This is a genomic window from Salmonirosea aquatica (assembly GCF_009296315.1).
Classification (GTDB): domain Bacteria; phylum Bacteroidota; class Bacteroidia; order Cytophagales; family Spirosomataceae; genus Salmonirosea; species Salmonirosea aquatica.
In genome coordinates this window covers 5410195-5437161 of sequence record NZ_WHLY01000002.1, presented here as the reverse complement: position 1 = coordinate 5437161, position 26967 = coordinate 5410195, and the positions used below count along the sequence as shown (strand labels likewise).

Sequence of the window (26967 nt, the reverse complement as noted above, 5' to 3'; positions counted from 1 at the left end):
AACGTTTAGTATATGGAAAGTAGGCGATTTCGAAGCACCAAACTTTCTGTTAAACACAAAGTTTGAAACAAGCCAATACCCTTGAATTCAGTACTATATCGCCTATTTTTTATATACATTGTTGTAAGGCGTTTTCCATTCTTTCATTAAATTCTTTTGGTTCGTCAATATGTAATCCAAGTAGATTAAATCTCTTTTTCATTCCATAAAGACCAACTAATTCGTTCTCCTTTTTCAAGTAAATTATGACATTATGACTTTCAAGTTCTCCAAGTGGCGAAAGTGTTTTGGTCAATTCGTTCTTTCCTAATGATTTTCTTGATAGTTCTACTTTGTCAATATCTGAAAAGGGAATTTCAACTTCATTTAAAATGCCATATTTTAAAGTCAAACTGTTTTGATTTATAGAAATAGGTCTTTGTGTCAGCGATTTCGCGAATCCAAAAATTTGAATAGCTGTATAAATACTTAATGCTGTTAAAATCCAAGCAGCAATAAAACTCAATCTAGTAAGTAAAAAATGAATAGCAATTGTTTCAACGGCAATAATTAAAATGAATACATAAAAAAGAGCAGGTGTTCCGCTTTTTTTATGATAAGTAAATTCATTATCCTTAGTTTCTTTTTTTTTCCAATTTATGAAACCATAGTAGAAAACCGCAACTTCTGTCGAAAATGGTAGCACAAGTTTTTTCGGAAGAATTTCATAGCAGATACTTTTAATGGCGTTAAAGAAGTCTGGTGTAGTACCTTTTAATCCTTTGTATTTTCTAATAGCACTCCGAACTTTAATTACGACAAAAGTCAATATTGAGATTTCAATTACTGGCAAAGCCCAAGTTTTGAAGATTGACAAATATGTTTGACTTTGTTGGGGTAGAAAATATGAACCAATTAAAAGCCCAATTACCATAACAGGAATAACCGTGGTATTCGGGATTTCAGATTTTCGTATTAGCAGAAAGTAAACAAGTGGAACGGTCAAAAGTAGGTCAGCCGTTATGGCGAAATTCAAAGCGTCATTCCCATTTAGAAATGAAGATTTCATCAGCAAAATTAGAGTCCCTAAAAGTGTAAGAGGAATACCAAAATTGATAAGATTCCGATTAATATGTATTATTATGTTCATCCCTTTTTTTTAATGCCTTACAACTCAAATATATACGAAAGTTCTCATGCTGTATCTTCGCTTTTACCTATAAGCAGGCTGTATTTGCAAAAGTCAACAACTAATACTCGTTTACTCAAATTCCATATCCTCTAGTGGACTTTTGATTTTTGCAGATTAATGCAGTTGCTCCGCTCTGTCGAGTGACGATTATCCGTTAGCCCTCCGAGTGGCGCTCCCTCCCGGCAAATTACAATTTATTCAAAATATCCCTTACTACCCCTATCAGCATATAAATAACTACACTCACCAAGCAGGAAAAGGCAAGGTACCCTGATACTGGATAACCCAATATGATAAGTACCCGCGACTTCCATTCCTAACCACAGGTAGGTACCCCTACAAACTACCCTGCCCAGCAACGCATGTCGCCGGACAGGGTAAGTTAGAGGTAGGTAGCATCAAAAATTATAGCGGAGCGTAACCCCAAAGGTCCTTTGATCGCCCAAAACCGCCGCGTACTGTCCGGCGTTTCCCGAGGCGGGCAACAATTGCTCAAAATAATTTGTATTCAGCACATTACGAGCCAAAACCAACACCGACACACCATTGGAAGCCCGAAAACCAAGCCGCCCGTTCAGGAGCGCATACCCATCAATGTTGAGGTACCGGGAAGGCGAAGGACTCGACGAAAACGAGGAACGGTAGTAGGTATCTAACGCGACAAAATAGCGGCCTTTCAGGTTAATCAACTTACCAGAGCTTGAAAACTCCCCGCCCAGCGAGCCCGACCAGCGGGATATGCCGGGTAGCGCCCCGCCCGAGACATCCTTGAAGGCAGTTTCGCCGCCTACTTCTTCCAGGGGTACGGGCGCATTGGTAAACGAAATATACTTCCCGTCCGTGTAAGCCACCGCTCCGTTGACCGAAAGGTGCTCATTCACCCGGATATTTCCATCCAGTTCGGCTCCTGTGACCCGCACCCGCTCCGCATTGGCCAGGTACCCCCGGTTTACGCCCAGCTCGGCCGTCTGAACCTGTATCTGGTAATCCTGAATGTCGGTATTATACACCGTAAAGTTCAGCGTTGCCTGCGGGAGCGGCCGGGTTTTTACTCCTACCTCGTAGTGCGTGACGTATTCGGGCTTTACTTTGGCCAGGTCGATGAGTACTTTTCCGTTGGCGGTAGGCAATCCCCCAAGGTTGACGCCCACGGGTTTGTAGCTGTTGGCGTAGGTAGCGTAGGCGTTCACGGCTTTGGAGGCCTTGTAAGCCAAAGTCAGCTGTCCCGAAAAATTATGCTCATCGACCTGCACGTTAAATTCCTGATTGGAATACACCGCATTTTTGATAGCTAGCAAAGCCGGATCATGGGTTGGCAGGCCCCCATAGGTTTGCCGATTGTAGGCCGCTTCTTTTTGGTCGTAGTTGAAACGGATACCCGGCAAGAGGTGCAATTTGTCGGTGATCGACCAGTCCAGTTGTCCGAAAGCAGCGCCACCGAACGATTGCAGACGGGAGGTAGTGCGGATGCCGTACCCATCGAGGAGGCCGGGCGTCCGCCAGAGCGGGCTGGTAGAGTTCTGGGCAAACCGCCACTGCGCAGTACCGGATTCTTCAGTCTGGTAGGGAGTAGTCCTTAAATCCTGCCAAATAGCAAATACGCCCAGTACCCCACTGAGTCGGGATGTCAGGTGTCCGGTATAGCGGATTTCCTGCGTCCACTGTTCATGGCGGGAAGGCGCCTGGGAAAGGGTCAGTACCGGTAGGCCCGTAAAATCGCGGTCGTTAGAAGGATCCCAGTTCCAGTACCGCCAGGCGCTGGTGGCCGTGAGGGTACCCCCACCTACCTTCGCTTCCACATTGAGTGAAACGCCTCCTAGCTCACTTCTGGATCGCCAGGGCGTATCGTGGTCGATGATCCGATCGAAAGGATTGGTGCTCGGCAGGGCGTAGTTCAGGTCGGCGATGATGTTGTTGAATTGCCGGTAAGGCGCTCGTTGGGTGGTCACCACCCCGGCAATTACCTGGGCGTAGCCGTTGGGATTTTGCCGGGAATTATCGGCCGCCAGGGTAATCCTGACATTTTCTGAGGGCGTATAAAGCAATTGTCCCCTGGCACCCAGATTATTCAGGTCATTGACCGAACTCTGCGTCGCAACGTTGTGGAGGAGGCCGTTTCGCTGGGTACCGGAGAAGGATATACGTCCGGCCAGCTTCTTGCTCAACGGACCTGTCAGGGAGGTTTTGGCCTGGATGTACCCATAATTCCCGTAGCTGACCTCGAAGCTGGCTCCCGGCTGGAAGCTGGCACTCCGGGTGGTAATATTGAAAGCCCCGGCCGTGGTGTTCTTGCCAAACAGGGTACCCTGCGGCCCCCGCAGTACTTCGATCTGCTCGATGTCGATGAAATCAAGCGTCGTGGCGGCAGGACGGGCGTAGTACACACCATCGACGTAGAACCCTACCCCCGGATCAATTCCGTCGTTGGCAAGTCCAAAGGTAGACCCCAGCCCGCGGATGTTCAGGGTAGTATTGCGGGGATTGGACGAGTACAGTTGCACGGTAGGTACCAGCTCTTTGAGCCGGTTGACGTTGAAAGCACCGGCATCCTCCGCCGTGGCCCCCCGAATGACCGTAAGTGGGATAGGTACCTCCTGGGACGATTCCTGCCGCCGCCGCGAGGTAATCAGTACATCGTCAAGCTCATTCGCCTGAGGCTCCAGCCTGATTTCCACCGGACTTCCCGTAATCGTAATTTCCTTTTTCTGATATCCCACGTAGGTAATCACCAGGGTGAAAGGAAGCTTTTGACCCGTTACGAGCGAGAACTCGCCGTTGGCGTCGGTCACGGCTCCATTCGTGGTACCCTTGATAACTACCGAGCAAGCGGGAAGCTTTTCACTGGTACGGGCATCGAGCACCGTACCTGCAATCGTGGCATTGATGATGGGGGCCTGCTGGCCAAAAAGAATTGTCTGGGTGCCGAGAATGCCAAAAATTAGGTATGCTAAAATCTTTTTCATGCGTAGATTGTAAAAAAATGACAGCGAGTATGCTTGATATAAAATAAGATAGGTCAGGTCACCCAGTAAGCCGATTTATAATCAGCGGCGGGTACAACAGTAAGGCCTTCTGAATAGTATAATTGTGTGCATGGTTTAGCTTAGGTTCTGGTTTCGGAAGCAAATATATATTAGTCTATTAAATTTATAGACCATATAGACTAATTCTTTTCAAACAATTTTTACAATGCATCGAAAGGCATTGCATTATCCATCAATTAATAGCACTATCCAGTTCTATAAAGAAATAAGAAAACAGACCCAGGGTACCCTGATCAAGTGGGGAACGTAAAATGTCTTGGGTGAAACAGTCGACGCTTAAAGTAGAGAAAATGAGGAAAGTAGAAATGTAGGGCAAATGATCCAGCTTGACCGATTGGCCAAGCTGGACATGTAGATGAGCCATCCGTATTTGACAAGGTACCCCTACCAAACGACGATCCGTTCGCTTTCGGGTTTGTACATTTTGTCGCCCGGTTGCACATTGAAGGCTTTGTAGAAGGGTGTGAAATTCATCAGCGGTCCGTTCACGCGCCACTTGGCCGGTGAGTGCGGATTGGTATTTACGTACATGCGCAAAAACTCGTCCCTGGTTTTGACGCGCCAGATTCGGGCGATCGAGATAAAGAAACGCTGATCGGGGGTGAATCCATCCAGTTTTGTGGTACTCTTTCCCTGCTCGGTCAGTTTGAAGGCATCGTATGCAATGGCGACCCCGGCAATATCGGCGGTGTTTTCGCCCACGGTCAGGGCTCCTTTTACGTGCACCGAGTCGAGCACGGTAAACTTGTTGTATTGGTCGATTACCTGCTGGGTCCTGGCTTTGAATTTGGCGTAGTCTTCGGGTTTCCACCAATTGGTCACGTTCCCTACCTTATCGAATTGCGCCCCCTGGTCGTCAAAAGAATGCGTTATTTCGTGCCCGATCACCATGCCGATGCCGCCGTAGTTCAATGCGTCGTCGGCATTCACATCGAAATAGGGCGGTTGCAGGATACCCGCCGGAAAAACGATTTCGTTGAGCGGAGGATTGTTATAGGCCGTTACCGTGGGCGGGGTTGTATGCCACTCCGTCCGATCGACCGGCCGTCCTACTTTCGCCAGGCTGTAGAGGTACTCGTTTTTCGTGGCCGCCAACCGGTTTTCAAAGTAGGCGTCGCGCTTCACATCCACCTGCGAATAATCCCGCCATTTATCAGGGTACCCAATTTTCTCCGTGAAGGCGTACAGTTTTTCTTTCGCCTTGGCCTTGGTCGAATCGCTCATCCAGTCCAGCTGGTTGATGCGGGCTTCAAAGGCTTTTTCCAGGTTGGCTACCAATACCTTCATGCGTTTCTTGGCCGCTTCCGGAAAATATTTTTTTACGTACAACTGGGCCAGCGCATCGCCGATCGACCGATCCACCGCCTGTGTCATTTCTTCGGCCGGGGTCTGTTTGACCGCCTGTCCGGTCAGGATTTTGGCGTACGCAAAGGACGCATCCACAAAGGGCTGGCTCAGGTAATTGGCATAGTTGGTCAGCGCATTGGCTTTCAAATAGATTTTCCAGTCTTCGATGGGTACCGATACCAGCATCGCATTCAACTTGTCATAATAGGCCGGCTGCCTTACGTTGACCGAATCGACCTTAAGACCCAGGTCGCTTAGCAGCGTCGTCCACCGCAGGGTAGGTTGCTTCTGGGCCAGGTCGCTGACTGCCATTTTGTTGTAGTTGGCCTTGACGTCCCGGCGTTCGATATTGGTTTTATGCGCGGTTGCCAATTGTTTTTCCAGGTCATAGGCCACGCTTGCGTTTTTCTCCGCCGCCGTCGCCCCGGCTCCGGTCAATTCAAACAGAGTCGCGAGGTACTTTTTATACGCTTTCTGAATCGTGGCGGTTGATGAATCGGTCTTGAAATAATAATCCCGTTCCGGCAAACCAATCCCGGTTTGCGAAAACTGGGCAATGTTGATCGTACTCCGTTTGTTGTCGGGACCGATCTGTAAACCGATGATGGACCCATCCCCTACTTTTTGTTCTTCAACCACCAATTTCAGCAACGAAGCCACATCGGTCACGGCATCGATGCGGGCAAGCAGGGGCCGGATGGGTTCATACCCCCGCTTATTAATAGCCGCCATATCCATGCCCGAAGTATAAAAATCGCCTACCTTTTGTTCGATGCTTCCAGGCGTATTGCGGCGAGCGGAAACGCTATCCAAAATTTCCTGTAACCGGATGCGCTGCGGGTAGTTCATAAACGAATACGAACCTACCCCCGTCTGACTGGCCGGTATCTGGACGCTATCGTACCACATGCCATTGGCGTAGGTAAAAAAATCATCGCCCGGTTTCTTGGTGGCATCTATCCCCGTCAGCACTACGCGGTTGGTATTCTGTGCCGAAACACAACTGAAAGCTCCGGCCGAAAACAGGGCTAACACAAAAAATAAAAATTGTTTCATGGATAGTTTATAGATATGGGGAAAAGTACAGTCGATTCACTCGAATTTGTCAGGAAAGATAGAAATTATGTGGGAAAATGAGTGATGTTTTCTTTCCTGGAAGCGGTCAATCCCCAACGGTGTGAACCTGGTAGGGTACGTAGTCTCCCTTCGGAGGGAATATCTAGAATGCGCGAAAGTAGGCGGATAAACTACAGGTTTAAATTGTACCGTTTGATAATTTTTTTGTATTTATTTGATTAATAAAGCTTTAAAGTTCATCTGTTTGTGGTACTTTGAAGAGCTTCCTGGGCTACCACCCTTGCTGACTACACTTGATTGTCAGGTATTTTGTCCTCAATTTAACCGGGTTTATGTGCTCACATTGATCAAAACCCGATAAACTCCCCTTACGATGAAAAATCCGTTACCCTCTAAAACTGATGTACAGAGTGGCTTGCTGTTGCTGGGAGTACTCCTGCTGCTCATTTCACCTGCTTATGCCAACATCCGCTACGTAGACGCCACCCGCTCAAGCGACAGCGGCAACGGCCTGAGTTGGGTCACGGCCCGCAAGTACCTGCAGACTGCCCTGGACGACGCCGTTTCCGGCGACCAGATCTGGGTGGCACAGGGCACCTACAAGCCCACGACTAGTACCACCGACCGCTTGGCTTCTTTTATCATGAAGGAAGGCGTGAAAATCTACGGCGGCTTCACCAGCGGGCAAACCAGCCTGAGCCAGCGTAACTCCAACCCGGCCACCAACGGAACCGTCCTGAGCGGGGATATCAACAATGACAACGACAAAGTGGGAAATAGCTACCATGTTATTTTTAATGATCAAAATGGTTTGACCGCAGCGGCGGTATTGGATGGGTTCACGGTCACGGGCGGGAATGCTGATATATCTTCTCCGAGTGATGATGGGGGGGGATGTACAACACTTCCAGTAGCCCCACGCTCACCAACTGTTCGTTTCTGAATAATTCCGCTAACGAAATCGGGGGAGGGATATTCAACGATTTCGGTAGTAACCCTACACTTACCAACTGCTCTTTCTTGAATAATTCTGCTTATCTGGGGGGGGGCATGTGCAACTTTAACAGTAATAGCCCCACGCTGACCAACTGCTCTTTTCTGAATAATTCTGCTGATCGCGCCGGGGGGGCATATACAACTTTGACAGTAGTAGCCCCACGTTCACTAACTGCACTTTTCTGAATAATTCCGCTGACTATGGAGGGGGCATTGGCAATAAATACAGCAACCCCTTGCTTACTAACTGCTCTTTTCTGAATAATACCGCTTATACAAACGGGGGAGGGATGTTTAACGAAGGCAGTAGCCCCACACTCACCAACTGCGTATTGTTTGGCAGTGGGGGACAGAATACCATATTCAATTTCGATATAAATAGCACTTTAACGGCCAATTACACCCTTTTCGAGGCATCGGAATCCGATTATACAGGTTCCAACAACCTCACTACTACGGCCAGCCCATTCATTTCCACCAATAGTACCGAGCTAAGGTCCGGTTCACCCGCCATCGACGCGGGTAATAACGCAGCCTACAACGGCCCCGCCACCGATCTGGCGGGCAATCCCAGGACGGTTGGAGGCAGGATCGACATGGGGGCTTACGAGTTTCAGGGAACTGTCCCACAAACCCGCTACGTGAACGCCGCCCGCCCCAACGACAACGGCGACGGACTCACTTGGGCCACCGCCCGCAAGTACCTGCAAACCGCCCTGGCCGACGCCCAATCCGGCGACCAGATCTGGGTGGCGCAGGGTACCTACAAGCCCACGACCGTCATCACCGACCGCTTGGCCTCTTTTATCATGAAGGAGGGCGTGAAAATCTACGGCGGCTTCACCAGCGGTCAGATCAACCTGGCCGACCGCAATACGAATCCGGCCACCAACGGCACCGTACTTAGCGGGGAAATCGACAATGTCAACGGCCTAACCGGAAACAGTTACCACGTTGTTTTTAACGATCAAAACGGGTTGACCGCAGCGGCGGTGCTGGATGGGTTTACCATCGCGGGCGGGAATGCCGACGGAGCCTCATCTCCGAATACTTTCGGGGCAGGTATGTACAACGACGCCAGTAGCCCCACGCTGGCTAACTGCTCGTTTCTGAATAACTCCGCTGGTATTGGGGGGGCATCTACAACAATTATTGTAGCCCCACGCTCACCAACTGTTCGATTCGGAATAATTATGCTGATTTCGGGGGGGCGTGTACAACGATTCCAGTAGCCCCACGCTCACCAACTGTTCTTTTGATAGCAATGCCTCCGGAACCAATGGGGGGGCAATGCACAACGCCGATAGCAGCCCCTCACTTTCCAACTGCTCGTTTCTGAACAATGCCGCCCGTAACGGGAACGGAGGGTGCGTGTACAACACTTCCAACAGTAGCCCTTCGCTGACCAACTGCTTGTTTCTGAGCAATACCGCTAACAACGGGGGAGGAATGTACAACTTTGTCAGTAGTAATCCAATACTGACCAACTGCTCGTTTCTGAACAACTTCGTTAAAAATAGCGGGGTGAGCATGGCCAACTTTTCCAACAGTAACCCCACGCTAACCAACTGCGTACTGTTTGAAGATAGGGGGCAGAATACCATAGTTAATTCTGGAAACAGCACGCTGACGGCCACCTACAGCCTTTTCGAGGCTACGGAAACCGATTACACAGGTTCTAACAACCTCACTACGACGGTCAGCCCCTTCGACTCCTTCACCAGTGCCCAGCTGCGCTTTTGCTCGCCGGCCATCGACGAGGGCGACGACTCGGCCAATGGTACCGTCACCGATTTGGCGGGCAATCCGCGTAAGCTCAGAACCATAGACATGGGGGCTTACGAATTTCAGGGAGCATTCTCCCCGTACACGGCCACGCTTAGCGGCGGTGGTACGATTAGTCTGGGCGGCAGCGCCAATTTGATCGTGACACTCTCAGGCGGCAGTGATCCTTACGCGGTAGTTTACTCCGATGGCAGTGCTAACGCCACAGTCCCCCACTACACCAGCGGGGCCAACATCCCCATCAGCCCTACAGTCACGACGACCTACACGCTCGTGTCGGTGGAAGATCGTAACGACTGCGTGGCTAGTACGCTGTCGGGCAGCGCCACGGTCATAGTGCAGACTCCGCCAATCCGCTACGTGGACGCCAACCGCCCCGACGACATTGGCAATGGTCTGAGCTGGGCCAAGGCCCACAAGTACCTGCAAACCGCCCTGACCGCCGCCCAGTCTGGCGACCAGATCTGGGTGGCGCAGGGTACCTACAAGCCCACAACCAGTACTACCGACCGCACCAAATCTTTTATCATGAAGGAAGGTGTGAAAATTTACGGCGGCTTCAACAGTGGGCAGTTGAACATGACCGACCGCGATACAAATCCCGCCACTAACGGCACCGTTTTGAGTGGAGACATCAATAGTGATAATGCCTTGTCGGGAAATAGCTACCATGTTATTTTTAATGACCAAAACGGATTGTCCGCAGCGGCGGTGCTGGATGGGTTCACGGTCATGGGTGGGAATGCTAATGGTGTTTCTTTCCCCAATAATCGTGGAGGGGGCATTTTTAATTTTTCTAGTAACCCGACGCTGGCTAATTGCTCCTTCCAGGGTAATTCTGCCGAGGCAGGAGGGGGATTGTACGACCGGGAAAGTGCTCCTACGCTGAACTACTGTACTTTTCAGAGTAATTATGCCAATGAAGGAGGAGGAATAGCCAATTTTTTAAACAGCAGTCCTATACTGACCAACTGCTCTTTTCATGGTAATTTTGCTATTAATGCAGGAGGGATGTTCAATCGTTCCGGCAGCAGTCCTACACTAACCAACTGCTTATTTCAAAGTAATTCTGCTACTAGTAGTGGGGGGGCGTGGCCAATGTTTACAGCAGCCCCACGCTTACCAATTGTTCTTTTCAAGGTAATTCTGCTAATAGTAGTGGAGGGGGAATATTCAACCAGTCTGCAAGCCTGATACTTACCAACTGTATAGTGTTTGGAAATGGGGCACAAAACACCATTTTTAATGATAACTCTGTTGGTAGCAGCACCGTGACAGCCACTTTCACCCTTTTCGAGGCCTCGGAGACCGACTACACGGGTTCTAACAACCTCACTACGACGGTCAGCCCCTTCGTCTCCATCAGCAGTGCCCAGCTGAGTCCCTGCTCACCGGCCATCGACGCGGGTCTCAATACGGCCAACACTACTACCATCGACCTGGCAGGAAATCAGCGCCTGATCAACGGTACTATCGACATGGGGGCTTACGAATTTCAGAGCAATCAGAACACCTTTCAGAGAACCTGGATCGGCAGCTTAAACAGTAGCTGGAACGAACCCGGCAACTGGAGTCCGGCCTGCCTGCCTACCGCCGCCGATGCGGTATTTATAAATGCCTCCCCCAATGACCCAATCGTGGGGAGCGGCCTATCGGTTCACACGGGCATAATCACCCTCAATATCAGTGTCACCCTTACGGTGGATAATGGAGGAACGCTCAATGTGCATGGCAGCGGGGGGGCGCTAGGAAATATCAACATGAACAGTGGCATTCTCAACCAGGGGGGATTAATTAAGTATTTGTAAGCCAAGCAATTTTCAAACCCACGACGCCTGTGAGTTGTATAATAAAAAAATAACTGCTTGCCCCGAGCGCAAAGCAGGATTAGCGTGGGGCACGATGGCCGCCCGCTCAGGCAGTATGTACATGGCAGGAAGCACCTATACCCCGCCCAGGCAAAGAATGGGCGTCGATTCAGATCGCGTGCATCTCCGGGTGTAAGGATGCTACTTCCCGTCCGATTTGTAGATAATGGCTATCTGGGCGACTTGGGGTCTTCGTTTGACATTCCCAAAGGCGTGTTAGTCGGGTCGAAGCGAACTCTCCGTAATTCGCTTCGCACTTCGTCGGACAGATAGTTGAAGAACGTCACCCCGGCGGACCGCTCGATTTCTCCCGGTGTCGTCACAAAGTTGTTCCAGCTTTTGTTATCCACCAGATCGGCGTCGTTGGGAAAGTCTACGGCGATTACGGGCGTATTTCTGTCAATTTGCCCGACATCTCCCAGATTTGCCACCGCCACGATCACCTTATAGTTATGCGCCGGCACGCTAACGCGCCCGTTCAGCGTGGTAGCGTAGCCTTTGCTTCCTTTCCCACCCACACCGTAGGACCCCGCCACGATAAACAGGCGGTACCCTTGCCCCGCCAACGTACGGCAGTAAGCCTCGAGTTGAGCCCAGGCTTCGTGGTTAAGCGGCGGGGCCTGAGGAATCATGTTCGTCATCACGAAAGTCGAGGAATTGTCCGCGTCTGACGCCGTGCGGGAGGCCGACGGACAGAGGTGCCCCCGGTCGAAGCCGGAGTTGGTGTAGTCGTCGGGACGTACCCGGTACCAGCCCGTCGGCAGGTCGGGGTCGGGGCGGAAGTCGTCGCGGCGATCGGCCTCGCCCAGCCATTCGGCGTCCGATTCCCAACTTACCCAGTTGGCATGCCCCAGGCTGCGGTTGTAGCTCAGGGCGTACTGTTTTTTCAGAATGAGGTAATTGTCCGCGTCGGTGGTGTCCCGCCGGGCCGCCGTAGGATTCCCCAGGCTGGTATGAATACTTTCGGCCGACTGCGGAATCAATGTCCGCTTCGCGCAGCCTGCCAGCAGCAGGGCCGCCAGCAGACAGGTAAGGATGCTTTGGTTTCTCATGTACGGACAGCCATCGTTTGTATTCCCATGATGTTTTGAGCCGACTGGCCGATTAGGTACAGCCCGACCTCTATTTCTCCCACTTCAAAGTACTGTATGTGTTCCAGATTTTCTTCCAAAATTTTTCTCAGGGCTACGAACCGCGCAGTCCGCTCCTTTTCTTCGGCCTCGTACCATTCCTGATCCTCAGTAACAGGCGACCAGAAACGCTCCGGCTCTTTTTCTTTCACTGCGTCGGCGGCTTCCAAATCAAAAAGATCCACAAACTCTTGCGGGGTAATGTCCTTACTGCCATCCCAGGGCGCGGATAAAAACTGCAAGGGCTCGTCCGATTCGCTGGGATAAAGCAGATCTTCCAGTAAAGGGGCAATTTTTTCGCTGAGCGGCACGGCGGCCAGCGGTGGCGTTTCCTTCATTGATTACGTTCGATATTTTATCCGGGCGATATCTCTTTGGGGTACCTTCATAAAAGCTGTTTCAGAGTATATTCTCCTACTCGTTCTTGCTTTAGCCGAACGAACCGCTCCCATCGATTTTCAATCCATAAGTGTAGGACATGCGGTAAAGCTAAGTGCGAAGCAAGGTGGATCAAGTAAGGTCACTTGAGACTGCTAAGAGACAACGTGCGGCATTAATTTTCAGATTCTTCGCGTTTGCATCGCGACCGAGAGAAAGGCCACCAACAATTACTGAGATGAGTTCCTCACCCTCGATAAATCAAACTAATTTCGGCCAGCTCCTGCCCAATCTGATGAATCCCACCCAGTATTTTTTCGGTTTGCTTGTCCGAAGGCTTTTTATGTCCTTGCACGTACTGGGATAGCAAGGTGGGATTCATCCCAATCTTTTCGGCCAGGAATTTCGCGTTTATCACTTTATAATGTTGAAAGAACTGCTTGAAGTCTATCTCGAATTTCAAGTTATCGTGGTTCAAAGCAATGCCTTCTTCCTCAAAATAAAGCTTGGCGGCTTCCAGCGCGTTGTCCGTGAGTTCAGGTACGGTTCGCCCGGTGGTGAAAACCGGATAATCCTCGGCAAAGCCAGAAAATCCCGTATCGGTTCTCTCCACGATGATCTTAATCTTTTTTTTACTTGCTTTCATGCTCAGTTATTTATGCCTGCGTCTTTGAGGATCTTCTTCTCCAATCCTGTACCTACTTCCTGGCTCCCATGGTTTGGAAAAATCAGTATTCCCGGCTTGCTGTCGTGCTTCATTTTAACGTGTGAACCCTTCTGTGAAATAGGGTACCACCCACCCCTGGTCAAAATTCGATAGAGTTGGGAACACTTCATAGCAACAAAAATGGATTGATAAAAGTAAACAAAAATTTACTTTTTTGGAAATACCCCCCTTACACTACCCCCATCAGCACATAAATGATCAGAATCGCCGACAGCGAAAGTACTAGGGTACCCAGGCTGTGCGTCTGATTCCCTTGTTTAATGTTCATGCCCGTCAGCTGGGTCATGGCCCAGAAGAAACTGTCGTTGGCGTGGGAGATGGCGATGGCACCGGCACCGATGGACAGCACCGCAAAAACCCGCATCGCTTCGCTGTCGAGACCGAGGGTAGCCAGCAGCGGCGCGACGATGGAAGCCGTGGTGATGAGCGCCACGGTGGACGAGCCCTGCGCGGTTTTGAGCGCCAGCGCCATCAAAAACGGCAGGAAAATACCCCAGGAAGCGGCATTAAGGTTAGCACTGACGAGGTCGGCGATACCCGAGTTTTGCAGCATTTTACCAAATACCCCGCCCGCTCCGGTAATCAGGATTACGGGCGCGGCGATCAGCAACGACTCCCCTACCCAACCCGACGAGGCCAGTAATTTCGCATCGAACTTCTCGGGCAGACTGAACGACAGGAACGCCCCGATCAGCAGCGCGATGACGGGACTACCGACAAAGAGTAGAATGGTGGTGAAGACATTATCGCCGAAGGGCAAGGTAGGGTACTTGGCAATGGAAGCCAGCACGATCAAAAGCAGGGGAATGATGATGGGTAGGAAGGCCTGTCCCAGCGAAGGGCGCTTGCCATGCTGCACCTTGCTTTCTACCTCGGCAAAATGGGGTACCAGGTTGACGTGGCGGGTAAAATATTTCACGAAGAAGTAGCAGGGTACCAAAGCCAGAGCACTCACCACAATGCCCCAGAAAATCACCATCCCGAGATCGGCATCCAAAATGCCCGCCGCCGCGATCGGTCCCGGCGTGGGGGGTACCAGCGAGTGACTGGCCGAAATCCCCAGCGTGAGGGCCACCGTGGTGGCAGCGTAGGGTAGCTTGCCTTTGAACGAAAGCGATTTATTGATCGGGTTCATCATGATGAAGGCACTGTCGCCAAACACCGGAATCGACAGGATGTACCCCGTCACCATCATGGCCAGCATTACGGATTTTTCACCGATGACGGCCAGGATCTTCTGCGCGATTACGAAGGCGCCACCCGTTTTTTCCAGGAAGGTACCGATCATCACCCCCAGCAAAATCAGCAGTCCGATGCTCCCCAGCACCCCGCCAAAACCCTCCGAAATGGATTTCAGAATCAAATCGCCGGGCATTCCGGCCAGCAAACCGTAGATGATGGCCCCCACAAAGAGCGCCAGAAACGGGTGGATGTCAAACTTGATGATGGAAACGATAATAAGCGCGAGGGCCAGCAGGATGGTCAACAGAGTGAGCATAGAAGAAGGGTAAAAGTTGCGGGTCGGGTTGTTTCTAATAAGGCTTTACGGCATAACTTTTACTTGACCCTCCAACCAATATCGGATTTTAAGGCTCGTTACTATCCTGAGTGTCCAAGAAATCCTGCTTCCATGCGTCATTGCTTTACTGGTCTGTTTGTTTTGATTTGCGGTTGGGCGGCGGCCCAGGGTACCTTTACGGTCAGCGGTTTCGTGCGGGAGGCGGGGAGCCAGGAGCAGCTGCCCGGCGTCAATGTATACGTACCAGGTACCCCCTACGGTGCCGTGACCAACACCTACGGTTTTTACTCGCTCACAATGCCCGCCAGCGACACACTCCGGCTGGTCTATTCGTTTGTAGGGTACCAAAAGCAGCAGAAGAGCCTGCAATTCACCAAAAATACCGAAATCAACATACTGCTCACCAGCATTAACCAGCTCGAAGAAGTGACGGTATCGGCCCGGCGGCAGGAAGACTATGTGAGCCGCTCGGCCCAGATGAGTACCATCGAGGTACCTATCTCTCAAATCAAAAAGGTACCCGCGTTCTTCGGCGAGAAGGACGTGCTGAAAGTACTGCAACTGATGCCCGGCGTGCAGAAAGGTACCGAAGGACAAACGGGCTTGTATGTACGCGGGGGCGGTCCCGACCAGAACCTCATTATCCTGGACGATGCCGTGGTGTACAACGCCAGCCACCTGTTCGGCTTTTTCTCCATTTTCAACAGCGATGCCCTGAAAAGCGTGGAACTCACCAAAGGGGGTTTTCCGGCCCGCTACGGAGGGCGGCTTTCGTCGGTGCTGGACATGAACATGAAGGAGGGCAGCAAGGAGAAACTCCACGGCGAAGGCGGCATAGGCCTCATTTCTTCGCGGCTGACGCTCGAAGGTCCGTTGGTCAAGGGCAAGTCGTCGTTTCTGGTGTCAGGGCGGCGTACCTACATCGACGTACTGGCGGCACCGCTGATTGCTTCCCAGCAAAAAAATGAACTCAACAAGGTGAAGCCGGGCTACTATTTTTATGATCTTAACGCCAAAGTCAACTACGATCTCGGGAAAAGAGACAAGCTCTACCTGAGCGGGTACTTCGGACGGGACAAGTTTTACGCCAGCGAAAAAGGGCCCGACATCGACTCCCAGAACGGCCTCGACTGGGGAAACACGACCGCTACGCTGCGCTGGAATCACCTGTTTGGCCAGAAACTGTTTGTCAATACGTCGGCCATTGCCAGCAATTTCAATTTCGGCATCGATAGCAACAGCAAGGATAAGAACACCGATGGCAGCACCGGCGATGAGTTCAGCCTGCGGTACAATTCCCGCATCCGCGATTACGGCATCAAGACCGACTTTGATTTTTACCCGGCCCCCACCCACGCCATCAAGTTCGGCGCGCAGGCGACTTTCCACCGGTTTGTCCCCTCGGCGCTGGCCATTGCGGGCTCCTTCCTGAATGAGTCCATTGAACGTTCGGTGACGCCGATCAATACCGTCGAGACGGGTATTTACGCCGAGGATACCTGGCAACCGTTCAATGCCCTGAAAATGAACGTGGGATTTCGGCTGAGTTCTTTCAAGACCGAAACCAAAAATTATGTCCGTCCCGAGCCGCGTTTTTCGGCTGCCCTACGCCTGGCGAAGGACTTTTCATTGAAAGCCTCTTACGCCCAGATGAACCAGTACGTGCATCTGCTATCTAACACCGGGCTGGGCTTGCCCACCGACTTATGGGTACCTACCACCGATCGCGTGGCTCCCCAACAGTCACAGCAGGTAGCCTTGGGGCTGGCGAAGGATCTGGACTCGCCCGCGCTTTCCCTGACGCTGGAAGGGTACTACAAGAACATGAACAACATTCTCAATTATAAAGAAGGCGCTTCTTTCCTAAGTCTGAGCGGTGAGAATGCCAATGAGCTGAGTTGGGAGGATAACATCACCGCCGGCCGGGGCTGGTCGTATGGAACGGAATTTCTGGTGCAGAAAAAAACCGGCCGTTTCTCGGGTTGGGTAGGGTACACGCTGTCGTGGACGAAGTGGAAGTTTCCCGAACTCAACTTTGGCCAGACATTCTACCCGCGCTACGACCGCCGCCACGATATTTCAGTAGTAGGGATTTATGAGCTCAGTCCGCGCATCACGCTGTCGGGTACCTGGGTGTATGGTACGGGCAATGCGCTCACGGTACCGGTGTCGCGCTACAACGCCTACCGCGACAATGCCACCTACCTCCAGAATCAAGTGAGCTGGAACGGTACCTCGGTCAACGAGTACGGCCCCAAGAACAGTTTCCGGGCCGAGCCTTACCACCGCCTGGACTTTGCGGTGCAATTCCATAAAAAACTGAAACACCACGAGCGTACCTGGGAGTTTGGGATATATAACGCTTATAACCGACGGAATCCGTTTTTTTATGATATAGGTACAGAAGACAGTACCGACGCGCAGGGAAAACCCGTCAGTAAGTCGGTGCTCAAACGTTACTCGCTGTTTCCGTTTTTACCCTCATTCAGTTATAATTTCAAGTTTTAGATAACTGTTGGCTAATGGCTGGTGGCTTTTTAAAAACTGATTTACCCATATTACATTCTTTTGATGTACAGTAACGAACGTATCAGCATGATTTTATTCAAATGGCAAAAATGTGGGGGTACCTTTGGGTGGAATAAGCTGCTGAAAATAGTAATATTTTTGGTGGGGCTGGGTACCTTGATTTCCTGCGAAACCTTGGTCAATACGATTCCTGCCGACAAACTACCCCAAACGGAGTCGCAACTGACCCTTTTCGGCTTTATCTCACCGCAGGATACCGTGATCCGGATCAAAGTGGGGCAGACCCGCCCGGTATTCGGCGAGCCTACTTCCGGAAGTACCGATTTTTTCGTCATGGAGGGCGACACGCTCGTTTGGGTGGGTGATGCGCTGCCTACGGCCAGCGTCACGATAAGCGATGGCCAGGCCACGGCTACCCTCCCCTTCCAGGCTTCCGAGCGGTTGTACGCAATTCCGGTGAGCCAGTTCCCAATTCAGGCGGGAAAAACCTATACCCTCACCGTCACCGATGGTACCCGCACCGCCCAGGCAACCTGCACGATTCCCCTCCGGCAGGTTGCCGTCAAAAACTATTCCCTGGATACGGTCATCACGTCCAGTTTTGGAAACCGTGACTCTACACTCACCCTGAATTTTACATGGGACGATTTGCGGGGTCAGGAGGATTACTACCGGATCAGAGCCTACGAACTGTTTGAATATTCGGTGGTCCGTGTGGACACCAACGAGCTTTTTCTGGTCGAAAGCCGGCGTTCGGCCACCTCGTACTTCAACTGGACCGGTACCGATAGCCGCTCTGTGTTCCAGAGCGACGCCAACCTCGACGGGACAACGTTTTCGTCCCCGCAGGGGCGTAAGAAACTAGAAAATCCAACCATGTACAGCAATTTGGGCGGCAGTGCCGTCAAGCCCCAGCGCGGTCCCGAGAGCAAGGGAATCTTTATCCAGCTGCTCCATACCGATGTCCACTACTACCAGTACCATCGTTCGGTGCAGCGGTCGCGGGGCGACAATCCATTTATGGAGCCTTCGCTGGTCTATACCAATGTGGTAGGCGGTTTGGGGGTTTTCGCGGGCTACAACCGGAGCGTCACCACGATCAAACCCTGAAGCCCGGACGCGTGGCGTACTTTTTGTGGGGGTACCCTTGTACCAAATTCCGTAAATTATGAAAAAATGGATAGCCATCTGTCTGCTTGCCGGCGGCCTTGTTGCGTGTGGCCACAACGAATCGTCCGAGAATGTGCGCGACAACGAAACTCCGGTAACCGCCAAGGATGAGGTCGATAACCGCCAGATTCCGCCCGACACCCTGGCCGCCGACACTACCTCGATCCGCTGAAGAACGAACTACACAAAAACGGGGCGCAGAGGACTGATCCTTGCGCCCCGTTTCAGGGTGTGTACAAATGTCTGGTATTCTAAATTACTTCACGGCATCCTGCATGGCCTGAGCCTTCTGTAGGTGCATTTCCAGGACAGGTACCTTACCGGCCGCCCAGGCCTTGATGTCGGCATTCTTACCGTCTTCGGCCTCTTCCTTGAATTCGTCGATGTCTTTCTTATGGTCTTTTACCATGTGATCGGCGTATGCTTTGTCAAACTCCTGGCCGGTTTTCTTGGCCAAGTCGTCATACATTTCCTGTTTGTCTTCACTCAGGGAGGCAGGCAACGTAATGTTCTTCTGTTGAGCCAGCGCCTTTAACTCATCGTTGGCCTTCCCGTGGTCCTCCACCATCATTTTGCCAAAATCCTTCACCGCCGCAGCCGAGCCATTCTTCTGGGCCAGTTCGCCCAACTGTACTTCCATCATACCCCCATCGGCAGCCGCTACGGCAAACTCCGTGTCGTCTTCCATTTTTTCGTCAAACTTAGCCTCGTTTTGATCTTCGGCCACTTCGGTGCTATCTTCCTTTTTGGTTTCGTTACAAGCCACAGCTGTAAAAAGTGAGGCGGCAAGCAGTACATTGAATGCGATCTTTTTCATAGTTTGTTGGTGGTTTAGATTGGACTGGTATTTCACTGATCCGACCATCAAAATTTCCGTGCCAGCCCAAACGTTTATGTTCTTTTCGTAAAAAAGTCCATGTAGAATCCAATGGAAAAACAGATTGAAATCCGGATGCGCCATTGGGTGTATATTGACGATACGAAATTTTTCGGACCGGGACGCATGGAGCTTTTGCAACACATCCAGGCAACGGGCTCGATGGCCCAGGCCGCCAAAGCGATGGGGCTATCCTACAAAAAAGCCGATGTTACGACCGGTGCGGGTTGCGGGGCAAAAACCTAACCAAGTACCTGCTCATCGGGTTACGAAGTGGTATATTCCCTTCCCGAAATCGATCCCGAATTTACGAACCAGGTGGTGCTCATGGCCACGGAGAAAGACGGCCAGCCCCTGCCTACCGGTCAAGGAACATTCCGGTTCATCGCCCCACAGGACAAGAAACAGGCACGGTGGGTACGGGAGGTACATACGATCAGCGTCTATTTTGCCAAAGACTGAACATGGGTACCTTAGGTCCTCCGGAACCAGGACCTGTCCATTGCTTTTGTCAGAAATTGGGTTATTTATGTATATTTGGCCGCGGGATTTGGCTTGAGCGAATGCTCATCTTCTCCCGGCTCGATGACAACCGCTAAACCCAAGACATAACAGGCATGGAAGTACTAGGTATTGACATCGGAGGTTCAGGTATCAAAGGTGCCCCGGTCAATATAGAAACAGGCCACCTCACCACCGAACGCTACCGCCTCCCCACGCCTTCTCCCTCGAAACCCGCCCTGGTCGCGGAGGCAATCAAAGAAATCGTGGAGCATTTTGCGTGGCAGGGCCCCGTGGGTTGCGGCTTCCCAACCGTTATCGACAAGGGCATTGCCCGGGGTCATAGCAACATGGACCCCGAGTGGGTGGGGGTACATATCGAAGAACTCTTCCGGCGCGCTACCGGACTACCCTTCCGGGTTATCAACGACGCCGATGCCGCCGGCCTGGCGGAGATGCACCTTGGGGCAGGGCGCGACAAGTCGGGCCTGGTATTCGTACTGACGCTGGGGACGGGAATCGGTTCGGGGGTCTTTTACAACGGCCATCTACTGCCCAATTTCGAGCTGGGCCGTTTGCTCTACACCAATGGCAAGCCGATCGAGTATTTTGCCTCCGACGCCGCCCGTAAGCGCAAGGAGCTCAGCTACAAAAAATGGGGTAAACGGCTGGATGTGTTTCTCCACCATGTTGTGCGTTTATTCTCGCCCGATCTCATAATTCTGGGTGGAGGTGCCAGTAAGAAATACCATAAATTTCAGGATGTACTGACCATCGATGTACCCATCCTGGTGGCCGAAACCCGGAACGAGGCCGGCATTATCGGGGCGGCAATGGCAGGGTACTCGCTCAGTTCGGAGTTCAGGACTCCTACTTCCTAAAGGTAGAAGTGAAGTATTCTGAGCCCGTAACGTTTTAAAATATAATCAGATACAGAAACAGGAGGACCAGCAGGACGGCAACCAGCTGAATCCAGCGGCTCTGCCGGGGGAATTCATAGCCACAGATCGGACAGGTTTCACTCCGGGCGTCGATATCCATGGCGCAGGAGGGGCATTCCATTGTTTTCATCTTTTTTTTCGTTGATGGTATAACTCAGTTTATTACGGGATCATTCGTCAGGCGCCGGTGATTTCTACCTCTACGCGCATGGCAAAACCATACACCTCGTACTTCATCCGATTGCTGAATACCCTGTCGCGGCTTTCCTGGAAGAACACGTTCCGCATTTCTTCGGCTCTTAATTTTATATTATTCAGGGTGGTAGGGTACCGAAAAAAAGTGATCCTGCAAAACCTCAGCAACAGTTTTCCTGCCAAAACGGAACCTGAGATTCAAAGCACGGCCCACCGCTTCTACCGACATTTCACGGACCTGATCCTCGAAACCATCAAATGCCGTAGCTGTCCCCCTGAGGATATTCTGGAACGGATTCAGGGCGATATCAGCCTGGTAGACCGCCTGTTCGCCGAGAATAAGAATATTCTGTTTCTGATGGGCCACCGGGGCAATTGGGAAATGGCTAACCTGTATGCCTCCCTTCGCTTCGACCACCAATGTCTGGTCGTGTACCGGCCGTTGAAGGATTCAATCTTTGACCAGTGGTTTTTGCGCCTCCGCACCCGCTTTGGTTCCCGGCTTGTGCCGATGGACGACATAGCCGCCGAACTCAGGCAACCCCGCGACCGCCCCTATGTGGTAGTGCTGGCCAATGACCAATCCCCGCAGCCCGATTCGGCCTACTGGACACCTTTTCTGCACCAGGACACGTGCTTTTTTCGAGGCGCCGAGATCCTGGCCCGACGGAACGACCTGACGGTACTTTACGCCGATTTCAGCCGGGATACCGCGCGGCGCGGGTACTATCACGTAGAGATTTCGCTGGTGACCGATGCCTGCAAATCGCTGGGCAAAAATGAAATTCTGGAAAAGCAAATCCGCATGCTCGAGGCTGACATTAACGCTCAGCCCTTTAACTGGCTGTGGAGCCACCGCCGCTGGAAGCATCGCCGGCCCGGGCTGCGTCCCATTTCCTAGCGATCCGCACCGTCAGCGTTTGAATAGTGGCCGGGAGGTCGTAAATTACCGCCGTTTGCCCTATCAACGCCTTTACGATTGGAATCCCTTACCACGAAGCCTGAAAAGAATACCGTCAGCCTGGTACTTTTTTTCCTGCATAATTTTTTCATCAGCATTGGCACCATTCTGGTGTATGTGTGCGCTACGGTGCTCCTGCTGCAAAACAATCCCGACCTCTCGCTGCCCCTGGCCTATTTTCTGGCGGCGGGCGGCTGCATGCTGGCCGGGAAAGTGTACGAGCACTACGAGCATCACCTGGCTCTGAAAAAACTCATCCAGAACCTGATGCTGGTGATCGTAGGCCTGGTGATCTTGCTGTCGGCCGGTCTGCACGTGCTGCCTCCTTTGGTAATAGCGGTAGCACTCATGGTAGGGTACCGGACGATCTATTTGCTGACAAGTCTGGAGTTCTGGGGCCTGTCGGCTCTGGTATTCGACGTGCGGCAGAGCCGCCGTATCTTTGGCATTATCGGTTCCGGCGATTTGCCTGCCAAAGCCATCGGGGCCTTGCTGGCCGTGCTTATCCACTCGTCCTACTCCCTCTACATTCTGCTGTGGGTGGCATCTGGGGCCTTTTTGCTGGCCTACCTCATGCAGTCGCTGACATTCCGCTACACGAATGTACCCGACCACCACGCCGTCAAACGCCGGATTTCCACTACAACCCATCCGGCCCTGATCGATCGGTTGTTCGGGGGTAGCTGGCTGGTGTTCTACCTGTGCATGGGGTTGGTGTTTGTATCGGCGGCGGCCATTTTCATCGAATACAGTTTCTTTTTCAACGTCAAGCACAAGTACCACGACCAAGACGATGTGATGCAGTACATCGGCTACCTGCTCAGCCTGGCGTTCGGAGCGGCCACCCTGATCAAGCTGCTGCTGTCAAGCCGCGTCATCGACCGTTTTGGTTTACGTAATGTTCTGATTTTCCTGCCCCTTACCACGATCGTGGCTTCACTGGGGCTGTACTTCGCTTCGTTTCTTACCACCGAGGAAGTGGTGCTGCTCAATATGTTCAGCGGGTTGTACATTTTTTTCGAAATTACGCGCAAAACCACCTACGATCCGGTTTTTCTGGTCATGTTTCAGCCCCTTTTCCTGCACCAGCGCCTGAAGGCCCACACCCTGGCCAAGGGTTTCTACGAACCGCTGGGCATGGCGATTACGGGGCTTATTACCCTAGTTGCTTACTTCAGCCACCTGCATCCGGCGGCGGGTGCGTTCCTGTTCATTGCGGGGTTTGCCATAATAGCCCTCTATTTTTTAATAAAAGCATACGGGCACTACCTGCTGGCGTTGAAAAACGCCCTCAGCAAACGTTTTCTGAGCGAAAATGATCTGGTATTCCAGCACAATGCCGAGTCGGTAATCCTGAAAAGCCTCGGCAGCCAAACCCCCAGCGATGTACTGTTTGCGCTGAACTGGCTGGCCACCCACCAGCCCGACTCCCTGGGCGAGCACTACGACGCATTGCTGCACCATCCTTCCGACGCGGTCCGCCAACAGACCCTGCAAATCCTGGCGCGACTGGGTACCCCCTACGATCCGACGGAACTCTACGCACTGGCACAACGCGAAGAGGCTGCCGCCAACCGGCCGCTGTACGGGCTCATTGCCAGCCGCCAGGGTACCCTTCCCGAAAACCTGGTGCATGATTTTATCGATTCGGACGACCTCAGTCTGGTCCAGGGAATCGTTATCGGCGGCTGGCACAACGAACACCTGGCCGCCCGGGCCCGGGCGGCCTTGCGTGCACTGACCGAATCGAACGATCTTCAAAGTCAGCAAACGGCCCTCGCCATTATCGAAGCCGTGGCTGATCCGAGCTACCAGCCCTTTGTGCTCCGGTGCTTGCAAAGCGGCTCGGCCGTCCTGGTCGAGAAGGCCATTTCGGTTGCAGCGGTCATTCCCTCACCACAACTCGCGGAGCAACTTTACAGTCTCACCGCTGACCGTGCCTTCGACAAGCAGGCGGTGCTGGCCCTCCTCAAATCGGGGGTACCTGGGCTAGCCTGGATTCGTAAAATCAATGAAAGCGGCCAGCCCCACCTGATTCATTTTGTGGCGCAGGGCTGTGAGCGCTACCGTACTTCCCAAACCCGGCAAATCCTGCTGGAGTTGCTGGACAGTGAACGCCTTCGTACCCGCACCGCCGCCCTGCGCGCGCTGACGCGACTGGATACCCCCGCGACTTCCGCGGCTGACATGGGGGGGTACCTTCAGCAGGAATTCGACCATATTTACCAAATGCTGGGCGGAATGAACGAGGCATGGGGAGCGGCCTTTGAAAGCAGCCTCACGTTTGAAATCAACGAAAGCATCCGACGGATTTTTTACCTGATGATGCTTCAGTACGACAGTAGAATGGTCGAGAACGCCATGCTCAACGTAGAACATACCTCCAAGGAAAAGCGCGCCAATGCCATCGAAATCCTGGATAATATCATTCCCCGCAACGAGTACCTGGCCCTGCACGCCCTGTTGGAAGAAAATACTCCGGAACAAAAACGGACTGTGTTGACCAAAACCGTCTGCCGTCAGGTCGCCCCCCGGCCCCTGCTCAGCTATCTGCTGGAGGGTGGCGTAACCAAGTTCAGTGAATGGACCCTTGTACAAGCCATCCGCGCTACCCCTGAAAAGCAGAGTGCGCTCCTGGTACCTTACGCCGATCACCCCGATGCATTGCTCCGCAAGACTTTTGAAGAGAAAGCCGTTGAAATCGACTTACCTTACCCAAAAAATACGACCATGCATACACATCCTACCACCGGTGTGGTTTCTCCCCTGGAAAAAGTGATGGTGCTGAAACGCAGTCAGCTTTTTGAAAATACCCCCGAAAATGTTCTGGCGGCCATCGTCCCTATTATCGTCGAGCAATCGTGTGAGTTGGGGGAAGTGCTGTTTGAGAAAGGTGAGCTGGGTACCTGCATGTATGTGATCTACTCGGGTACGGTGGAAATCTTCGATGGCAAAACCAAACTGGCCCAGTTTGGTGCCAACGATATTTTTGGCGAACTGGCATTGCTCGACGCCGAAACCCGCTCCGCTTCGGCTGTCATCGCCGAAGATACCCTCCTTTTCCGTATCGACCAGGACGATTTTTATGATTTGATGGAAGAGCGTAGCGAACTACTGAAAAGCGTCCTCAGCATTCTGTGCAAACGCATCCGCCGCCAGAACGATCGCCTGCGCCAGGCCGAACGGCTTTCGGCCTAGGGGTACCTGCGAAGTGGCTGATTGAACGACACATACTTATCACTACCCCTTAATTCACTTAGATACCTCACCAGAAACGGGTATCTGGCCCCTACTCCCTTGCCCTACCGGTTTATGGGTACGCCCGACTTAAATGCAGAATTGTGGAAGGTCAGGAAGCAAGGTTTGCAAGGAAAATAATTGCTTGACAGTCAATCCGATATGTAGTATTTCTTTAAAAACCATCTACCCGTTCGTCCGGAGTGGCATTAAACTTTTATCGAGTTATGAGTTCCAAACAAAGAATCAACTCGATTGAATTTTCATTTTAGTAGAAACGAATCTGACTGAAATCATGAAAAAAATAGCAAGCCTATATATCGTAATTCTGGGCCTGATGGCATCACAGCTGGCCCAGGCCCAAATTAACCCCAACCTAGTGCAGGCCGGAATCGACGCCCTGATGTCGGCTACCATTACCAATGCCCAGATCGCCGAAATTTCGAAAGAAGCGGTGAAAGAAATGGACGCCAAGAATCCCGTAGCCCCGGCGAGCGACGCTTACACCAAACGGCTGAACCGCATCGTGAGCCGCTACCGTACGATAAGCGGCATCCCCCTGAATTATAAAGTATACAAGGTACCCGATGTGAATGCCTTCGCCACCGCCGACGGCAGTGTCCGGGTGTTCCAGGGTCTAATGGATATTATGAACGACAAGGAGATTCTGGCTATCATCGGCCACGAAATCGGGCATGTGGTCAATCATGACTCACACGATGCGGCCAAGAGCGCACTGCGCCGCTCGGCCCTGCGCAATGCCGTAGCCGCCAACGACGGTGTATTGGGGAAGCTATCCCGTTCCGAACTGGGCGGTCTGGCCGATTACATGGCCAGCGCGTCGTTCAGCCGGCAGCAGGAAACCGACGCCGACGATTTCAGCTACGCCTTCCTGAAGCGGAACGGCCAAAGTGTATTGGCGCTGGCGACGTCATTTGAAAAACTAGACAAAGCCGGTGGTGGCAAGGTACCCCAGTTTCTGTCTACCCACCCCGACAGCAAAGCCCGGGCCGCCCGGGTACGGGCCCGCGCCAAACAGGAGGGTGTACGGTAACCTACTTAATTGAACAAAATATTAAAAACAGGGAAGACGGCTGATTTGGGCCGTCTTTCCTGGCTAATGGCTAATTGGTACTGGGAGCTACCACCGCGCCGGGCGTCTTTTCCACCCAAACTCGGATAATTACCCCGTTTTTTTTCGGTGGAGTTATTATATAATCGATGCTGACGGGCCAGTTGTTACGGAAAGCATCGCGTAACAGATCGAGCATTCCTTCCCGGGTCACGCGCTGGTTGTCGTCCCGTAGCTGGAAACCAAAGGCCATCCCGGGTTTCGTATCCAGCTGAATTACCGTCTCCACGTCAATTTGATCGGTGGGCGGGCCGTATTTTGTTCCCACATCGTGGGTTCTGAGCAGGGTAATCCTACCCCGAGCGTTGAGTAGGTCGAGAGGCCTGGCGCTCATGCACATTGCAGCCAGTACGACGATGGAAAGTAAGCTTGAAACACGCAT

General features: G+C 52.1%; 24 protein-coding genes and 1 pseudogene. 14 read left to right on the top strand and 11 right to left on the bottom strand.

The window, feature by feature from the left end; genetic code table 11:
* Positions 1 to 109 precede the first annotated feature (109 nt).
* The 3 genes from GBK04_RS23400 to GBK04_RS23390 form a co-directional block, all read right to left on the bottom strand.
* Positions 110 to 985, bottom strand: coding sequence for a hypothetical protein (locus tag GBK04_RS23400; protein WP_373331264.1), 876 nt, complete (start codon positions 983 to 985; stop codon positions 110 to 112).
* A 584-nt stretch (positions 986 to 1569) separates the two neighbouring features.
* A complete protein-coding gene (locus GBK04_RS23395; RefSeq protein ID WP_152763912.1) occupies positions 1570 to 4134 on the bottom strand; it encodes a TonB-dependent receptor in 2565 nt (854 codons plus the stop codon).
* Positions 4135 to 4599: 465 nt separating this feature from the next.
* A complete protein-coding gene (locus tag GBK04_RS23390; RefSeq protein WP_152763910.1) occupies positions 4600 to 6618 on the bottom strand; it encodes a M13 family metallopeptidase in 2019 nt (672 codons plus the stop codon).
* A gap of 394 nt (positions 6619 to 7012) precedes the next feature.
* Here GBK04_RS23390 and GBK04_RS23385 point away from each other — a divergent pair, with 394 nt between their 5' ends.
* The 5 genes from GBK04_RS23385 (at position 7013) to GBK04_RS23370 (ending at position 11228) form a co-directional block, all read left to right on the top strand.
* Complete coding sequence (locus GBK04_RS23385; RefSeq protein WP_152763909.1) at positions 7013 to 7582, top strand: hypothetical protein; 570 nt, start codon at positions 7013 to 7015, stop codon at positions 7580 to 7582.
* Complete coding sequence (locus tag GBK04_RS30995) at positions 7534 to 7821, top strand: right-handed parallel beta-helix repeat-containing protein (RefSeq protein ID WP_373331263.1); 288 nt, start codon at positions 7534 to 7536, stop codon at positions 7819 to 7821. Before GBK04_RS23385 ends, GBK04_RS30995 begins: the two co-directional genes overlap by 49 nt.
* Before the next feature lie 50 nt (positions 7822 to 7871).
* A complete protein-coding gene (locus tag GBK04_RS23380) occupies positions 7872 to 8867 on the top strand; it encodes a choice-of-anchor Q domain-containing protein (protein ID WP_152763907.1) in 996 nt (331 codons plus the stop codon).
* The gene (locus GBK04_RS23375) at positions 8848 to 10614 is read left to right on the top strand and encodes a right-handed parallel beta-helix repeat-containing protein (protein ID WP_152763905.1); all 1767 of its coding nucleotides are present in this window, start codon (positions 8848 to 8850) and stop codon (positions 10612 to 10614) included. Before GBK04_RS23380 ends, GBK04_RS23375 begins: the two co-directional genes overlap by 20 nt.
* A gap of 77 nt (positions 10615 to 10691) precedes the next feature.
* A complete protein-coding gene (locus GBK04_RS23370; RefSeq protein ID WP_152763903.1) occupies positions 10692 to 11228 on the top strand; it encodes a DUF8693 domain-containing protein in 537 nt (178 codons plus the stop codon).
* A gap of 230 nt (positions 11229 to 11458) precedes the next feature.
* Here the strand turns inward: GBK04_RS23370 and GBK04_RS23365 are convergent, their stop codons facing one another.
* The 5 genes from GBK04_RS23365 to GBK04_RS23345 all read right to left on the bottom strand — a co-directional run bounded on the left by GBK04_RS23365 (position 11459) and on the right by GBK04_RS23345 (position 15021).
* A complete protein-coding gene (locus tag GBK04_RS23365; protein WP_152763902.1) occupies positions 11459 to 12340 on the bottom strand; it encodes a DNA/RNA non-specific endonuclease in 882 nt (293 codons plus the stop codon).
* The gene (locus tag GBK04_RS23360; protein WP_152763900.1) at positions 12337 to 12756 is read right to left on the bottom strand and encodes a nuclease A inhibitor family protein; all 420 of its coding nucleotides are present in this window, start codon (positions 12754 to 12756) and stop codon (positions 12337 to 12339) included. The genes GBK04_RS23365 and GBK04_RS23360 overlap by 4 nt, the downstream gene beginning before the upstream one ends.
* Before the next feature lie 287 nt (positions 12757 to 13043).
* Positions 13044 to 13442, bottom strand: coding sequence for a helix-turn-helix domain-containing protein (locus tag GBK04_RS23355; RefSeq protein WP_152763898.1), 399 nt, complete (start codon positions 13440 to 13442; stop codon positions 13044 to 13046).
* Between the two features lie 2 nt (positions 13443 to 13444).
* Positions 13445 to 13633 (bottom strand): type II toxin-antitoxin system HicA family toxin, encoded by a 189-nt coding sequence (locus GBK04_RS23350; RefSeq protein WP_152763896.1) that lies wholly within the window; start codon positions 13631 to 13633, stop codon positions 13445 to 13447.
* Between the two features lie 59 nt (positions 13634 to 13692).
* On the bottom strand, positions 13693 to 15021 hold the full coding sequence (locus GBK04_RS23345; protein WP_152763894.1) for a GntP family permease: 1329 nt from the start codon (positions 15019 to 15021) through the stop codon (positions 13693 to 13695).
* Positions 15022 to 15153: 132 nt separating this feature from the next.
* On the opposite strand from GBK04_RS23345, the gene GBK04_RS23340 reads away from it, so the two are divergent.
* The 3 genes from GBK04_RS23340 to GBK04_RS30990 all read left to right on the top strand — a co-directional run bounded on the left by GBK04_RS23340 (position 15154) and on the right by GBK04_RS30990 (position 18913).
* The gene (locus tag GBK04_RS23340) at positions 15154 to 17550 is read left to right on the top strand and encodes a TonB-dependent receptor (protein ID WP_152763892.1); all 2397 of its coding nucleotides are present in this window, start codon (positions 15154 to 15156) and stop codon (positions 17548 to 17550) included.
* A gap of 87 nt (positions 17551 to 17637) precedes the next feature.
* The gene (locus GBK04_RS23335) at positions 17638 to 18681 is read left to right on the top strand and encodes a DUF4249 domain-containing protein (protein ID WP_373331262.1); all 1044 of its coding nucleotides are present in this window, start codon (positions 17638 to 17640) and stop codon (positions 18679 to 18681) included.
* A gap of 58 nt (positions 18682 to 18739) precedes the next feature.
* On the top strand, positions 18740 to 18913 hold the full coding sequence (locus GBK04_RS30990; protein ID WP_373331261.1) for a putative periplasmic lipoprotein: 174 nt from the start codon (positions 18740 to 18742) through the stop codon (positions 18911 to 18913).
* An 84-nt stretch (positions 18914 to 18997) separates the two neighbouring features.
* Here the strand turns inward: GBK04_RS30990 and GBK04_RS23330 are convergent, their stop codons facing one another.
* Complete coding sequence (locus tag GBK04_RS23330) at positions 18998 to 19558, bottom strand: DUF4142 domain-containing protein (RefSeq protein ID WP_152763888.1); 561 nt, start codon at positions 19556 to 19558, stop codon at positions 18998 to 19000.
* 111 nt (positions 19559 to 19669) lie between these two features.
* On the opposite strand from GBK04_RS23330, the pseudogene GBK04_RS23325 reads away from it, so the two are divergent.
* From GBK04_RS23325 to ppgK, 3 genes and pseudogenes are all read left to right on the top strand, one after another.
* Positions 19670 to 19825: pseudogene (locus GBK04_RS23325) on the top strand (winged helix-turn-helix domain-containing protein); the annotation flags it as partial.
* 66 nt (positions 19826 to 19891) lie between these two features.
* Positions 19892 to 20080: a hypothetical protein gene (locus tag GBK04_RS23320; RefSeq protein ID WP_373331260.1), complete on the top strand. Its 189-nt coding sequence runs from the start codon at positions 19892 to 19894 to the stop codon at positions 20078 to 20080.
* Between the two features lie 155 nt (positions 20081 to 20235).
* A complete protein-coding gene (ppgK, locus tag GBK04_RS23315; RefSeq protein ID WP_152763886.1) occupies positions 20236 to 21000 on the top strand; it encodes a polyphosphate--glucose phosphotransferase in 765 nt (254 codons plus the stop codon).
* 34 nt (positions 21001 to 21034) lie between these two features.
* Here ppgK and GBK04_RS30985 read toward each other — a convergent pair whose 3' ends face one another.
* Entirely contained in the window at positions 21035 to 21190 is a 156-nt protein-coding gene (locus GBK04_RS30985; RefSeq protein WP_373331259.1) for a hypothetical protein, read from the bottom strand.
* A gap of 78 nt (positions 21191 to 21268) precedes the next feature.
* Here GBK04_RS30985 and GBK04_RS23310 point away from each other — a divergent pair, with 78 nt between their 5' ends.
* From GBK04_RS23310 to GBK04_RS23300, 3 genes are all read left to right on the top strand, one after another.
* Positions 21269 to 22156 (top strand): lysophospholipid acyltransferase family protein, encoded by an 888-nt coding sequence (locus tag GBK04_RS23310; RefSeq protein ID WP_152763884.1) that lies wholly within the window; start codon positions 21269 to 21271, stop codon positions 22154 to 22156.
* A gap of 78 nt (positions 22157 to 22234) precedes the next feature.
* On the top strand, positions 22235 to 25414 hold the full coding sequence (locus tag GBK04_RS23305; RefSeq protein WP_152763882.1) for an MFS transporter: 3180 nt from the start codon (positions 22235 to 22237) through the stop codon (positions 25412 to 25414).
* 334 nt (positions 25415 to 25748) lie between these two features.
* The gene (locus GBK04_RS23300) at positions 25749 to 26507 is read left to right on the top strand and encodes a M48 family metalloprotease (RefSeq protein WP_152763881.1); all 759 of its coding nucleotides are present in this window, start codon (positions 25749 to 25751) and stop codon (positions 26505 to 26507) included.
* Between the two features lie 70 nt (positions 26508 to 26577).
* Here the strand turns inward: GBK04_RS23300 and GBK04_RS23295 are convergent, their stop codons facing one another.
* Positions 26578 to 26967, bottom strand: coding sequence for a hypothetical protein (locus GBK04_RS23295; protein ID WP_152763879.1), 390 nt, complete (start codon positions 26965 to 26967; stop codon positions 26578 to 26580).